Here is a 12296-nt window from a genome sequence, read left to right as displayed (position 1 = left end):
GGTACGACAAACTCGCCGTCCGCTACGAAGCGACCGTGCTGGTCGCGGCCATCAACGAATGGCTGTGACCAGCACTTTCGCAACAGACCCTAGGCGGCCGGGCCGAAGTCGGGCCGTCGCTGTGTCCTGCGGCGCCCCTCCTCACCGGCGGGCCGGCCCTGGCCGGTGGCGCGGCCCCGGCGGCCCCGGCGGCTGCGGGACGGGGAAGACGCGGCGCGGGGACGTTCCACGGGCGGAGCGGCGATGACGACCGGAACGCCGGAAGGGGCCTGGGCGCCTGTGATGCGGCTCAGCTCCTCCTCACCCGAACGCACCTGCGTGATGTGGGGGGTGATGCCCGCCGAGGCCATCAGCCGGCTCATGTCGCGACGCTGGTCGGGGGTCACCAGGGTGACGACGCTGCCGGACTCCCCGGCACGGGCCGTACGACCGCCGCGGTGCAGGTAGTCCTTGTGGTCGCTGGGCGGATCCACGTTGACGACCAGGTCGAGGTTGTCGACGTGGATTCCGCGCGCGGCGACGTTGGTCGCCACCAGCACCGTCACATCCCCGCTCTTGAACTGGGCCAGGGTCCGCGTGCGCTGCGGCTGGGACTTGCCGCCGTGCAGGGCCGCGGCGCGGACACCGCTGCTCAGGAGGTGCTTGGTCAGCCGGTTCACCGCGTGCTTGGTGTCGAGGAACATGATCACTCGACCGTCCCGGGCCGCGATCTCGGTGGTCGTCCGGTGCTTGTCCGCGTCGTGCACATGGAGTATGTGGTGCTCCATCGTGGTGACCGCGCCGGCGGAGGGGTCGACCGAGTGGACGACGGGGTCGTGCAGGTAGTTCCGCACCAGCCGGTCGACGTTGCGGTCCAGGGTGGCCGAGAAGAGCATCCGCTGTCCGCCGGGACGCACCTGGTCGAGCAGGGCGGTGACCTGGGGCATGAAGCCCATGTCGGCCATCTGGTCGGCCTCGTCGAGGACCGTGATGTCGACGTCGTCCAGCAGGCAGTCGCCCCGGTCGATGAGGTCCTTGAGCCGTCCGGGCGTCGCGACGACCAGCTCGGCCCCGGCGCGCAGCGCACCGGCCTGCCTGCCGATGGACATCCCGCCGACGACCGTGACCGGCCGCAGGCCCACGGAGCGGGCGTACGGAGTGAGCGCGTCGGTGACCTGCTGGGCGAGCTCGCGGGTGGGGACGAGGACGAGGGCGAGCGGCCGTCGCGGCTCGGCACGCCGCCCCGCCGTGCGGGCCAGTACGGCGAGGCCGAAGGCGAGGGTCTTGCCCGAGCCCGTGCGGCCACGGCCGAGTACGTCACGACCGGCCAGGGAGTTCGGCAGCGTCGCCGCCTGGATCGGGAACGGCACGGTCACGCCTTCGTGGCCGAGCGTGGCCAGCAACCGTTCGGGCATGTCGAGATCGGCGAACGACTCGGCGGCGGGCAGCGCCGGCGTGATCGTCTTCGGCGGCGCGAACTCGCCTTGCACGGCCCGTCCGGCCGGTCGATTTCCGTAACCCTTGGAACGGCGCGGACCACCGGAACGGGGGGCGTTGGAGCGAGGCGCGCCGGAGCCTCCTCCGGAACGGTCATATGTGCGGGCACGCTTCATGCGGAACCTTCCTTGATGGGGCGCGTACCAAGGAATTCCCGCAGCACATGAGCGGCGCAGAGAATCTCGAGACGAGCCGAAACAGATGGGGGGCGAGCCGGGCCGACGGGGAAAGCGTCACCGGTCGGTGAAGTGGTGGAGTCTACCCGTCGCGCCCGGAAACGCAGCGAGCCGGGGCCCGCACCCAGAGGTGCGGGCCCCAGCCGCGAAGTACGCGTCGGCGCCGGTGTCAGGCGGGAACGATGTTCTCCGCCGTCGGGCCCTTCTGACCCTGCGCGATGTCGAACGACACCTTCTGGCCTTCCTGCAGCTCGCGGAAGCCCTGGGCGGCGATGTTCGAGTAGTGGGCGAAGACGTCGGGGCCGCCGCCGTCCTGCTCGATGAAGCCGAAGCCCTTTTCCGCGTTGAACCACTTCACGGTGCCAGTAGCCATGTCTTTTCTCCTTCGGAGGCGGTATCAGGAATTCACCCTGCGTGAATTCCGTGTCGCCGTGATGATCAACCCGTAGGAAATGAACCCTCTGGCAACCACACCTGCAACTGAGATCGACAGTAGCACGCTGCGATCAGCCCTGCGTGACCGACAATTCCGGTCCGGTCGACGGCCGGGGAATACGTATCGCGCCCCGCACCTATTCCTCACGTCGCGGACACAGATATCACTCTCCGCGGAGCACGGGATCCCTGCCGTGCGCTTCCGTCCGCACCCCTGTGACCTCCGACGACGGCGGAGGTACCGCTGCCACCGTCGCCGGTGGATCGCCCGCCGGCGAACGCGCCGGGTCCCCGTCACCGCGATGAAGGTCACATCCGCGGCTCCGGCCGGGGTCGGGGCCGCGGAGGAGGCGGTCGACCTCAGGCTGTGCTTCCGCGCCGAGCGGCTGTGCCGGGCCGGCGCGGGCGCGCCCGTGGTGTCCGGCCGCCACGCCCTCGACCCCGCCCGGTGGCGCGCCGCCGGGCGGGAGCACCGCGCCCTCGGCCGCCCGTGACGGACCGGCTCGTGACGGACCGGCTCAGGGGCTCAGCGCACCGGGAAGCCGAAGGAGTAGCCCTGCTCCTCGAGCCAGGGCAGGACGCGGCGCAGGGCTTCGACGGTCTGGGCGCGCTCGCCTCCCGCATCGTGGAAGAGGATCGTCGGCCCGTTGGAGATCTCTCGCTCGACGGTGGCGACGATGGCGTCGGTGCCCGGCTGCTCGAAGTCCTTGGTGTCCACGTTCCAGCCCAGCGGACGCATGCCCCGGGAGGCGGTCAGCTCGCGGCTGTAGGGGGTGAAGGCCCCGCCCGGCGCCCGGTAGTACATCGACCGTACGCCCCCGGACGCCTTGATGATCATGCGTTCGGCGTCGAGGATCTCCTTCTTCTGGTAGGCCTCGGACTTCTTGTCCATGGTGGTGTCGTGCGACACCGTGTGGTTGCACAGCCGGTGCCCGGCCGCGACCACCTTCTTCACGAGGTCCGGGTGGGCCTGCGCCTGCGTTCCCGTCACACAGAACGTGGCCTTCACCCCGTACTCCTCGAGTATGTCGAGCACTTGAGGGGTCCACGCGGGGTCGGGGCCGTCGTCGATGGTGATGTTGACGCCGCGCGGCCCCTTGTCCGAGGCGTGCACGATGGTCGCGTCGACCGGCTCGAGGTCGCCGCCCGGCGCGGCGGTCGCGGTCGCCTTCGGCGACGGACCGCCCACGGGGTCGGCCTGCGCGGTCCACACCGAGGCACCGACGGCGAGCACCGTCACCCCGAGCGCCGCCCCGACCATCTTGCCGTACCAGCCGCGCCCGCCACCGTGCCGTGCCATGCCCGCCCCGCTTCCACGCAGTTGTTCGCCGATCCCCGGTCACCTCGCGACCACCTGACAGGACGAGGGACGACGCCCACGGGATGCGTCCGTTACCGATCACGGACAATTCCGGGGGAGTTCGAGGACAACTCGACGAACACCGGCGACGGCACCCGGGGTGCCGGTGAACAGCACGCGCGTCTATGGTGATCCGATGTCGTCGATCAGGCAGGTCCAAGTCACCTTCGACTGTGCGGAACCCGAGCGCGTCGCCCGTTTCTGGTGCGAGGTGCTGGGGTACGTCGTGCCACCGCCGCCGGAGGGGTTCGCCACGTGGGACGACTTCGACCGCTCGCTGCCGCCCGAGCGCCGGAATTCGGCGTTCGCCTGCGTCGATCCCTCAGGTGTGGGCCCGCGGCTGTTCTTCCAGCGCGTTCCCGAAGGCAAGGCCGTCAAGAACCGGGTGCATCTCGACGTGCGCGCCGGCACCGGGCTCGTGGGTGAGGAGCGCCTCGCCGCACTCGAGGCCGAGTGCGCCCGACTGCTTGCTCTCGGCGCGGTGCACGTGCGCACACTGGTCGCCGACGGCTTCAACGAGTCGTGCATCGTGATGCAGGACATCGAGGGCAACGAGTTCTGTCTCGACTGAGGGGCCGTTCCCCCTCCCGTTCCCGGGACGGGAACCCGGAGCGTGCTCCTTCCGTCTTGCTCCCGACCGGCTGCTCCTTGGGAAAGCTGACAGAAGTTGAGACACATACCGCCGCAGAACTTTCCGCGAATACGCGAGAGACCCGAGTCCTCCGTACGGCGCCCGTCGCGGACCGCCCTCTGGACCCTGGCCGCCGTCGTGGCCCTCGGTTTCCTCGTCGCGCTGGAGTTCGCCGCGCGCCGCTACGGCACACCGGGGCCGATCACCCTTCAGGCGCGGGAGGTGATGTTCGCCCCCAAGTCGGGTGGCCTGCTGTACGCCGCCATGGCGTTGATGACGGTGGTGCTCACCTGGCGGGAGCGGTGCATCGCGGTGGCCACGGCGATCGGCGTCGACCTCGCCTTCCTGGTGGTCCGGTGGGCGCTCGACGCCGGGACGGACGGCGGCCACCCCTTCGGCATCGGCGCCCTGTGGGTGATCCTGGGCGCCGCGGTCGTCGCCGTCACCCGCCGCACCGGCCCGGAACGGGTCCTGCTGCTGAAAGGCGCCGGCCTGGCCCTGCTGCTGATGACCGGCCGCAAGACCGGTGACACCTGGCTGCTCATCACCTCGAAGACCCGCCCGGCGGTGCTCGACCAGTACGTGGCCACCGCCGATCACGCGCTGGGCGACCCGTCGTGGCTGGCGGGCCGGATCGTGACGGCCACCGGTCCCGTCGGCTTCAACCTCCTCGACTTCGTCTACGGCAACCTCGCGGTGGCCGCGGTCATCGCCGCGCTGTACCAACTGCGCCACGTGGCGGCCGAGCGCCGCTTCCCACGCCACCACCTGGTCCGCACGTTCCTGGTCATCGGCCTCGTCGGACCGGCCTTCTACATGATCTTCCCGGTGGTCGGACCGGTCTTCGCCTACGGCACCGGCGCCGAACACTGGTCGGCCGTCAGCCTGTGGGCGCCGGACATGCCGCCCAGCGCGCCCTGGGCCGTGGCCGACCTGTGGCCGCGGACACTGCCGCCGGTCACCGCCCCGCACCCCATGCCGTTCGACGGGATCACCCCGCGCAACTGCATGCCCAGCCTGCACACGGCGTGGGCGACCGCGATCTTCATCCATTCCCGCAAGGGACCCCGGCTCCTGCGCTACGCAGGAACGTTCTGGCTGATCGCCACGCTCTGCGCGACCCTGGGATTCGGCTACCACTACGGCGCGGACCTCATCGCCGGCGTGGTGTTCACGCTCACCATCGAAGTGGCCCTGCGCGCGTACGACCGCGGCTGGGACCGCGCAGGCATCCGGCTGGCCGTCTACGGGGCCTCGGTCCTCACCGCGTTCCTGCTGTCCTACCGCTGGCTGCCCCTGCAGATGGCGCAACACCCCTGGGCGGCCGGCCCCCTGCTCCTGCTGGCGACGGCCTCGGTGATCTACGGCTACGCACGCACCACGCAACTGTGGTCACGAGGGACCGCACCGGCGCGGCACCCCGAACCACAACCCGAGCCGATCTGAGCCGTGTCGCACCCGGCCGCGGGCCGGGGCACCGCCCGAGCGGGTCCCGGACCCGGCCGACGACCGGTCACGGGGTCGGGGAGGCGGTCAACGCGTCGACGAGCCGGGCGAACTCGGTGCGCTGCCGGTCGGTCAGCGTGGCGTAGAGCGGCGCCTGCGGCTCGTCGGTGCGTTGCTCGGCGCGCCGCCACCGGGGGACCAGGGAGGCGGCAACGGGATGTGGCTCCTGCCGGCCGTAGTGGGTGGCCTGCTCGACGCCGAGGTGGATGACCATCGCCTCCCGGGCGCTCAGCCCGGACAGGCGCACCGCCGCCAGATGGCAGGCGCCACGGTGTTCTCGCAGTACGTGGATCCGCTGCATGGCCGCACCGACCGGGTCGTCGGCGGGGCAGGGCTGCGCGCGCCGGCCGGCGAACAGGGGCAGGGCGTCGGCGTCGGCGGCGTCGATCAACTGCTGTGCCAAGCGGTTGAAGTGCTCCACGTCGACCTCGGCGGGGATGTTGGCGCGCCCCCATTCCCGGACGGCCCGTGCGTAACAGGCGGCGGCTTCCTCCGCCGGCGTCACGGCCCGTCCCGCCAGCCGGAATCGCGCGACGTGACCCGGATTTCCACGGCGCGGCGGGTGTCCGCAGACCGGGAAACCGCGCTCTCGACACCGCGGTACGTACAGGCGCATCCGGTACGACGACCGGAATCGGCACGCTGGGACGTCACGGGGAGCCCTCCGTGCCGGAGACCCTCCGCAGCAGCCCTCTCTCCATCGCCACCACCACGGCCCTCGTCCGGTCGTTCACGTCGAGCTTGGCGAACAGGCGGAGCAGGTGGGTCTTCACCGTCGCCTCGGCGATGACGAGCCGCCGCCCGATCTCCGCGTTGGTCAGGCCGTCCGCCACCGCGTTGAGAACGTCCGCCTCGCGGGCCGTGAGCGGGACCTGGGCGGGCTGCCGCATCCGGGCGACCAGCCTCTCGGCGACCCGGGGCGCCAGCACCGTCTCACCGCGGGCCGCCGCGTGGATCGCGTCGGCCAGCTGTTCACGGGTGGTGTCCTTGAGGAGGTAGCCGATGGCCCCGGCCTCCACTCCGCGCTCGATCTCCGCGTCGGTGTCGTACGTCGTGAGGATCAGCACCCGGGTACGCGGGAAGCGCGCCACGACCTCGGTCGTCGTGGCCACTCCGTCGAGCACCGGCATCCGCAGGTCGACCAGGGCGACGTCGGGCTCGTACCGCTCGACGAGTTCGAGGGCCGCCCGGCCGTCGCCCGCCTCGCCGACGATCTCGATGGTGCTCTCGGAGGCGAGGAGAGCCACCACTCCGGCCCGCATGACGGTGTGGTCGTCCACCACGATGATGCGGATCACTCCGCCGCCCACTCCGCCGCCCACTCCTGCGACCCGTCGGCCGGTCACGCCTTCGCCCCGCTCTCGTCCGGCGCCCGGAAAGCCATGGGAACCAACGCCAGTACCCGCGTTCCGTCCCCCACCGAACTCGTCACCGTCAGCCTCCCGCCCAGCTCCGCCAGCCTTTTGCGCATTCCGTCCAGACCGAAGCCCACCGACTCCTCGACCACGAATCCCGTCCCGTCGTCGGTGATCTCCAGTTCCACCCCGTACGCCTGCCGCGCCAGCACCACGCCGACCGTGGACGCGCGGGCGTGCTTGCGTACGTTGGCCAGGGACTCCTGGGTGCAGCGCAGCAGCGCGATCCGGGTCTGCTGGTCGCACACCAGGTCCTCCAGGTCGGCGTTCACGGTGAGCGCGGTGTCCTCGGCGAAGCGGTCCAGGGTCCGGCGCAGCGTCTGCGCCACCGAACCGGCCGCCATCTGGCCCGGCCGGTGCGCCGAGGCGACCAGTTCCCGTGCCTCGGTCAGGTTCTCCCGGGCCGTGGACTCGATCGACCGCAGCTGCTGGGCACTTCGCGCGGTGCCGGAGTCGAGCCCCGCCCGGGCCGCCTCGGCGAGCACGATGATGGAGGCGAAGCCCTGCGCGAGCGTGTCATGGATCTCCCGTGCCATCCGCTCCCGCTCGTCCGCCGCGCCCTGGCGCTGGTGCGCCTCGGACAGTTGCGCCTGGGTCCGCTCCAACTCGGCGATGAGCCGAGCCCGTTCCGCACTCTGCGCGACCACCGAGTGCGCCCACAGCCCGATGAGCACCCCCACGGCGACGACGATCAGCGTGGACACGAGCGTCTCGCTGAAGAACTCCACCGACCAGCCGTCCTGCCGCAGGACGCTCCCGGCCAGGGTGCCGGCCGTGGCGAGCCCCAGGAACGCCATCGAGGCCCTCGGGGTCCGCCCGAACATCCAGTAGTGCGGCAGCGTCACCATGAACAGCGCCGCGTAGTTGCCGCGCAGGTACGCGAGCCCGCCCAACGCCACCGCCAGCACCGAGAGGTAGACGTGCGGCCGTACGACGGGGTTGTCCGGGAAGCGGTCGAGGACCGCGTAACACAGCACCACACCACCCAGGAGCGCGAGCGCCGTGTACTTGCTCCCGCCGGGCCGGTCCATCGCCACGAGGCCGACGGCCATCACGGCGAACAGCATCCAGCACACCGCGTTCCAGCGGCGCAGTGACATGGCCCAGAAGGCGTCGGCGGTGGGCCCGGCGAGAGCGGTCATACTGATCAACGTACGGTGGCCGCTGAACGCGGGGTGGTCTTTTTCTCCGATGCGGTCGCCGCCCGCTGCGGGCGCGAGGGCCACCAGCTCGCCTCGCCCAGCAGCAGCATCGCCGACGGCAGCACCAGAATCCGGACCACGAAGGCGTCGAGCAGCACGGCCGCCGCCAGTACGAAGCCGATCTGCTTCATCTCGATGATGTGCAGGAAGACGAAGCTCGCGAAGACGGTCGTCATCACGACCGCGGCGCTGGTCACCACGCTCGCCGAGCTGCGGATCCCGTCGAGCACCGCCTGACGCGTGGGGACCCCGGCGGCCGCGGCCTCCCTGATCCGGCTCACCACGAACACCTGGTAGTCCATCGAGAGCCCGAACAGGATCACGAAGAGGAAGAGCGGGACCCGCGATCCGATCGATCCGGTGGAGTGGAAGTCCAGCAGCCCCTCGGCCCATGTCCCCTGGAAGACCAGGACGAGCAGTCCCAGCGCCGCCGCCGCGGACAGCAGGTTCAGCGCGACACCGATCAGACCGAGCACCACCGAGCGGAAGGCGTACACGGTCATCGCGAACGTCACCAGGAACAGCGCGCCGAGGACCAGCGGGAGCTTGCCGTTCTGGTGGGCGGGATAGTCGGCGTAGCGGGCGACGTCGCCGCTCACACCGAACTCCGCACCGTCGATCCCGCCCACCGCGGCGGGCACGTAGTCGTCCCGCAGCCGGTCGAGGGAGTCGTACGCCTGTTCGGAGTTGCCGAGGTGCGGCACCTTCAGCTCCAGGACACTGGTGCGGCGGTCGGCGGACGTCCGTATCCGCGGGGTGCCGGCGAACAGCGGGTCGGCGTCGGCCCGTCGGGCCACCGTGCGCAGGGCCGAGGTGACGTCCGCGGCGCGCGAGACGTCGGCGCGTACGACGACCTGGTGGGTGACCCGCTGCTCGGGGAACGCCTCGTTGAGCCGGTCGTACACGCGCATCGCGGGGATGTCGCGGGAGTGTGTGTCCCGGCTCATCTCCGTGATCTTCAGTCCGGCGAGCGGCGTGACGAGCGCCAGCAGACCGAGGACCGAGACGCACAGGGTGACCAGGGGATGCCGGGCGGCGGGCCGCAGCAGCGCGGCCCACATCCGGCCCCCGGCGCGCTTCCCTCCCACCCGGCGGACGGGCTTTCCGCCGTGTGCCCGCCGCAGTTCCTTGCGTTCCGCCCGCTTCCCGAGCTTGACGAGGAGTGCGGGCAAGGCCGTCAGCGAACTGGCCACCGACACCAGTACGACGACGATGGTGCCGGTCGCGAGCGAGGAGAAGATCACGTCGGAGGCCAGATACAGCGTCGCGGTGGAGGCGACGACCGCGAGCCCGGAGACCACGACCGCCCGGCCCGAGGTGGCGGCCGCCAGTTCCACCAGTGCCTCCGAGCCGAGCCGGCCGCCGGAGCGGGCCCGCTCCTCGCGCTCGCGCTTGAGGTAGAAGAGCGTGTAGTCGACGCCGACCGCGAGGCCGATCATCAGGATGACGTTCGTGCCGACGCCGGCGTCGGGGGAGATGTGTGAGACGACCATGGAGAGCCCGATCGCCCCGGCGATCGACGACAGCGCCAGCAGCAGTGGCACCCCGGCCATGGTGACCGACCCGAACACGACCATCAGCGTGATCAGCGTGACCGGAAGGGTGATCGCCTCGGAGAGCGCCAGGTCGTCGCTGCGCTGCTGACCGACCCCCTTGCTGATGGAAGGGCTTCCGGTCTCCTCGAGGAGCAGGCCGGGATGGCTCCGCTGCACCGCCGCGGTCTGCTCCACGAGCGCGTCGACCTTGTCCTTCGCGTCCCGCTCCTCACCCTTCAGCGTCACCTCGACCATGAGGATCGCGCGGTCGTCGGAGAGCAACGGGCCGGCCACGCCCGCGACATCGGGCAACCGCTCCATCCGCGCGGTGAGATCCTCCGCGGCGGCTTGTGCCGCGGCCCGGTCGAGAGCGCCCGACCTGGCGGAGATCAACACCTGCTCGGCGGCTCCGCGTTCCAGGTCTCCTTCAGCCGCCAGGGTCTCGGCGCGGCCGGCCTCACCGACCCGGTAGTCCGCGGTCTTCGCGCTGTTCATGCCGACAGCACTGCCGGCCCCCAGGCACAGCACCACGAACACCAGCCAGCCGACGATCGCCCACCAGGGGTGCCGCGCGCTCCAGCGAGCCATGCTCACAGAGAATGTTTTCATGCCCGAAAGCCTTGTTGAACAGGGCAGTCGCCGGACAGAGGTACTCGGTTGAACCCGTTGTCCACCGCTCGGTGGACAACGGCACGGGGGGAAACCCCACGTGCGTCGGGTTCCTTCACACGGGCCGCTCCGCGCCCGGCCGTCCCCGTCCGTTCCCCGCAGCCGCTCGGGATGCCTTCGGTCGGTTCCATCCGTCGGGCTCGGCATTCCGCCCTTCCACGCGCGAGCGCAGGGCCCGGCCACCGTGGTGGCCGGGCCCTGCGGGATGTAACGCGACTTCGGGACGTATCACCATCGATACCAGCGGCCGCGGCCACCGCCTGCCGAGGTGGAACGCATGACGAAGCCGAGCAGCCAGACCACCAGAACGGCGATGGCGATCCACCAAAGGACCTTCACGGCGAATCCCGCGCCGAAGAGGATCAGTGCGAGGAGCAGAACCAGCAACAGGGGAACCATATGTATCAACCTCCTGCGCCACCGTTTGCCCTGCGTCGGTGCCGTCATTCACTGATGACACCTTGTTTGTGAAGGAAAAGTGGGGGTACGCGGGCTCCACCACGACAGCGGCAAGGACGCTACGAGGAGGCGTGTTCCATGAGTGCCGGTGAGAAGGCCAAGGCGAAGACCGAGCAGGCCCGGGGCAAGGCCGAAGAGGCTTTGGGAAGCGCCGTCGGGAACGACCGGATGGCCGCCGAGGGGAAGGCCGAGAAGAGCACGGGAGACGCCCGCGAAGCCAAGGAGAAGGCCAAGGACGCCTTCAAGCACTGATGCCGCCATGGCGACGGGAAAGGGGGCTGTCCCGGAACGAGCCGGGACAGCCCCTTTCCCATGTGCTCGCGAAACCGCCGGGAATTCCCCGCCGGCCGCTGCTCGATCGGGCACGGCGGGGACACACGCGGCCCTCTCCCGCCGGCTCCGGCCTCCGGTACCGTTCCGCCTGCGGCCGTGGTTCAGAGATCGAGCTGGTACTCCAGGGCCTTGTGCGTGGGGACGTACCCCAGCGCGTCGTTGACGCGCCGCATGTGCGTGTTGCTGTCCGCCGTGTCGGTGACCAGGCCGGCGAGTGCGGGGTGGTCGGCGCGGGCGAGGCGGATCGACTCGGCCTTCATCCAGTGGCCGAGACCGCGGCCGCGGTGCTCGGGCAGTACGCCGGTGCCGTAGTGCAGCCCGTCCCCCTTGCCGTCACCCGGCACGACGAGCTCCGAGAAACCGACGATCGAGCCGTCCGACTCGCTGACGGCGACCACGGTGGTGAGCAGCTCCCCGCGGTCGGCGACGGCCTTGGCGGCGGCCAGAACCCGCTCGACGTCCCAGGCCACGACACCGTAATCGGTGTCGTCCATCGGCATGTCGTCCATCGCGCGGCGCGAGTCGGTGAAGGTCCCGGCCAGCTCCTCGGGGACGGCACCGCGCCAGGACGCGAGACGGTAACCGGGGTGCGGCCGCTCGACGATCGCGTTGATCCCGTCGGCCTTGCCGCTGTCCGGCCCGTCCAGCGCGAGCCGGGCATACGTCAGTGCCAGCACCTTGCGGAAGCCATGTGCGGCAAGGAAGTGATCGCCGGGCGTGCCCGCGTCGGCCTGCGCGACCACCGACCGCCTGTCCGCCTCCCGCGCGGCAGCCACCGCCGCCTCGAGGAGCCGCGACCCGACCCCCCGGCGCCGCTCCGCCGGGTGCACGTTCACCTGGAGCTCGGCCAGGTGCTCCTGGCCCTCCCGGGTGAACACCCGGAGGAACGCGGACCCGAGCGGATCACCGTCATCCCCGCCGGCCAGCCACGCGAGGCGATGGGCGGAAGGGGTGCGGTCGGGATCGGTGAGGGCAGTGATACGTATGGGCAAGGTGGCTCCGGTGAGGTCAAGGGGGTTGCGTACGACCACAGTTGACCATGCAACCGGCTGAGGGGCAGGGAGTTCATGGCCCCGGGGCCGGTGTACGACCGAGCTGT

General features: G+C 70.8%; 13 protein-coding genes. 4 read left to right on the top strand and 9 right to left on the bottom strand.

The window, feature by feature from the left end; genetic code table 11:
• Positions 1-89: 89 nt before the first annotated feature.
• Both ACH4VX_RS15410 and ACH4VX_RS15405 read right to left on the bottom strand, forming a co-directional pair.
• Positions 90-1592 carry a DEAD/DEAH box helicase gene (locus tag ACH4VX_RS15410; RefSeq protein WP_398367885.1) on the bottom strand — a complete coding sequence of 501 codons (1503 nt, stop codon included), beginning with the start codon at positions 1590-1592 and terminating at the stop codon, positions 90-92.
• A gap of 229 nt (positions 1593-1821) precedes the next feature.
• The gene (locus tag ACH4VX_RS15405) at positions 1822-2025 is read right to left on the bottom strand and encodes a cold-shock protein (RefSeq protein ID WP_030939356.1); all 204 of its coding nucleotides are present in this window, start codon (positions 2023-2025) and stop codon (positions 1822-1824) included.
• Between the two features lie 364 nt (positions 2026-2389).
• Between ACH4VX_RS15405 and ACH4VX_RS15400 the strand changes: the two genes are divergently transcribed.
• On the top strand, positions 2390-2581 hold the full coding sequence (locus ACH4VX_RS15400) for a hypothetical protein (RefSeq protein ID WP_398367884.1): 192 nt from the start codon (positions 2390-2392) through the stop codon (positions 2579-2581).
• Between the two features lie 32 nt (positions 2582-2613).
• Here the strand turns inward: ACH4VX_RS15400 and ACH4VX_RS15395 are convergent, their stop codons facing one another.
• The gene (locus ACH4VX_RS15395) at positions 2614-3387 is read right to left on the bottom strand and encodes a polysaccharide deacetylase family protein (protein ID WP_398367883.1); all 774 of its coding nucleotides are present in this window, start codon (positions 3385-3387) and stop codon (positions 2614-2616) included.
• A 196-nt stretch (positions 3388-3583) separates the two neighbouring features.
• Between ACH4VX_RS15395 and ACH4VX_RS15390 the strand changes: the two genes are divergently transcribed.
• Together ACH4VX_RS15390 and ACH4VX_RS15385 are read left to right on the top strand one after the other, a co-directional pair.
• Positions 3584-4018 carry a VOC family protein gene (locus tag ACH4VX_RS15390; protein WP_398367882.1) on the top strand — a complete coding sequence of 145 codons (435 nt, stop codon included), beginning with the start codon at positions 3584-3586 and terminating at the stop codon, positions 4016-4018.
• Between the two features lie 186 nt (positions 4019-4204).
• Positions 4205-5524, top strand: coding sequence for a phosphatase PAP2 family protein (locus ACH4VX_RS15385; protein ID WP_398367901.1), 1320 nt, complete (start codon positions 4205-4207; stop codon positions 5522-5524).
• Positions 5525-5591: 67 nt separating this feature from the next.
• Here ACH4VX_RS15385 and ACH4VX_RS15380 read toward each other — a convergent pair whose 3' ends face one another.
• From ACH4VX_RS15380 to ACH4VX_RS15360, 5 genes are all read right to left on the bottom strand, one after another.
• Positions 5592-6200 carry a hypothetical protein gene (locus ACH4VX_RS15380; RefSeq protein ID WP_398367881.1) on the bottom strand — a complete coding sequence of 203 codons (609 nt, stop codon included), beginning with the start codon at positions 6198-6200 and terminating at the stop codon, positions 5592-5594.
• 34 nt (positions 6201-6234) lie between these two features.
• The gene (locus ACH4VX_RS15375; protein ID WP_398367900.1) at positions 6235-6894 is read right to left on the bottom strand and encodes a response regulator; all 660 of its coding nucleotides are present in this window, start codon (positions 6892-6894) and stop codon (positions 6235-6237) included.
• A 32-nt stretch (positions 6895-6926) separates the two neighbouring features.
• Positions 6927-8141: a sensor histidine kinase gene (locus tag ACH4VX_RS15370; RefSeq protein ID WP_398367880.1), complete on the bottom strand. Its 1215-nt coding sequence runs from the start codon at positions 8139-8141 to the stop codon at positions 6927-6929.
• Between the two features lie 5 nt (positions 8142-8146).
• Positions 8147-10345: an MMPL family transporter gene (locus ACH4VX_RS15365; RefSeq protein WP_398367879.1), complete on the bottom strand. Its 2199-nt coding sequence runs from the start codon at positions 10343-10345 to the stop codon at positions 8147-8149.
• 288 nt (positions 10346-10633) lie between these two features.
• Complete coding sequence (locus ACH4VX_RS15360) at positions 10634-10804, bottom strand: hydrophobic protein (protein ID WP_398367899.1); 171 nt, start codon at positions 10802-10804, stop codon at positions 10634-10636.
• A 138-nt stretch (positions 10805-10942) separates the two neighbouring features.
• Between ACH4VX_RS15360 and ACH4VX_RS15355 the strand changes: the two genes are divergently transcribed.
• On the top strand, positions 10943-11116 hold the full coding sequence (locus tag ACH4VX_RS15355; RefSeq protein ID WP_398367878.1) for a CsbD family protein: 174 nt from the start codon (positions 10943-10945) through the stop codon (positions 11114-11116).
• Positions 11117-11298: 182 nt separating this feature from the next.
• Here ACH4VX_RS15355 and ACH4VX_RS15350 read toward each other — a convergent pair whose 3' ends face one another.
• The gene (locus ACH4VX_RS15350) at positions 11299-12189 is read right to left on the bottom strand and encodes a GNAT family N-acetyltransferase (protein WP_398367877.1); all 891 of its coding nucleotides are present in this window, start codon (positions 12187-12189) and stop codon (positions 11299-11301) included.
• Positions 12190-12296: the final 107 nt, after the last annotated feature.

The organism is Streptomyces sp. NPDC020731 (assembly GCF_044334705.1).
Classification (GTDB): Bacteria; Actinomycetota; Actinomycetes; order Streptomycetales; family Streptomycetaceae; genus Streptomyces.
Note: the sequence above shows the minus strand (reverse complement) of the source record. Positions and strands in the feature narration are given on the sequence as shown.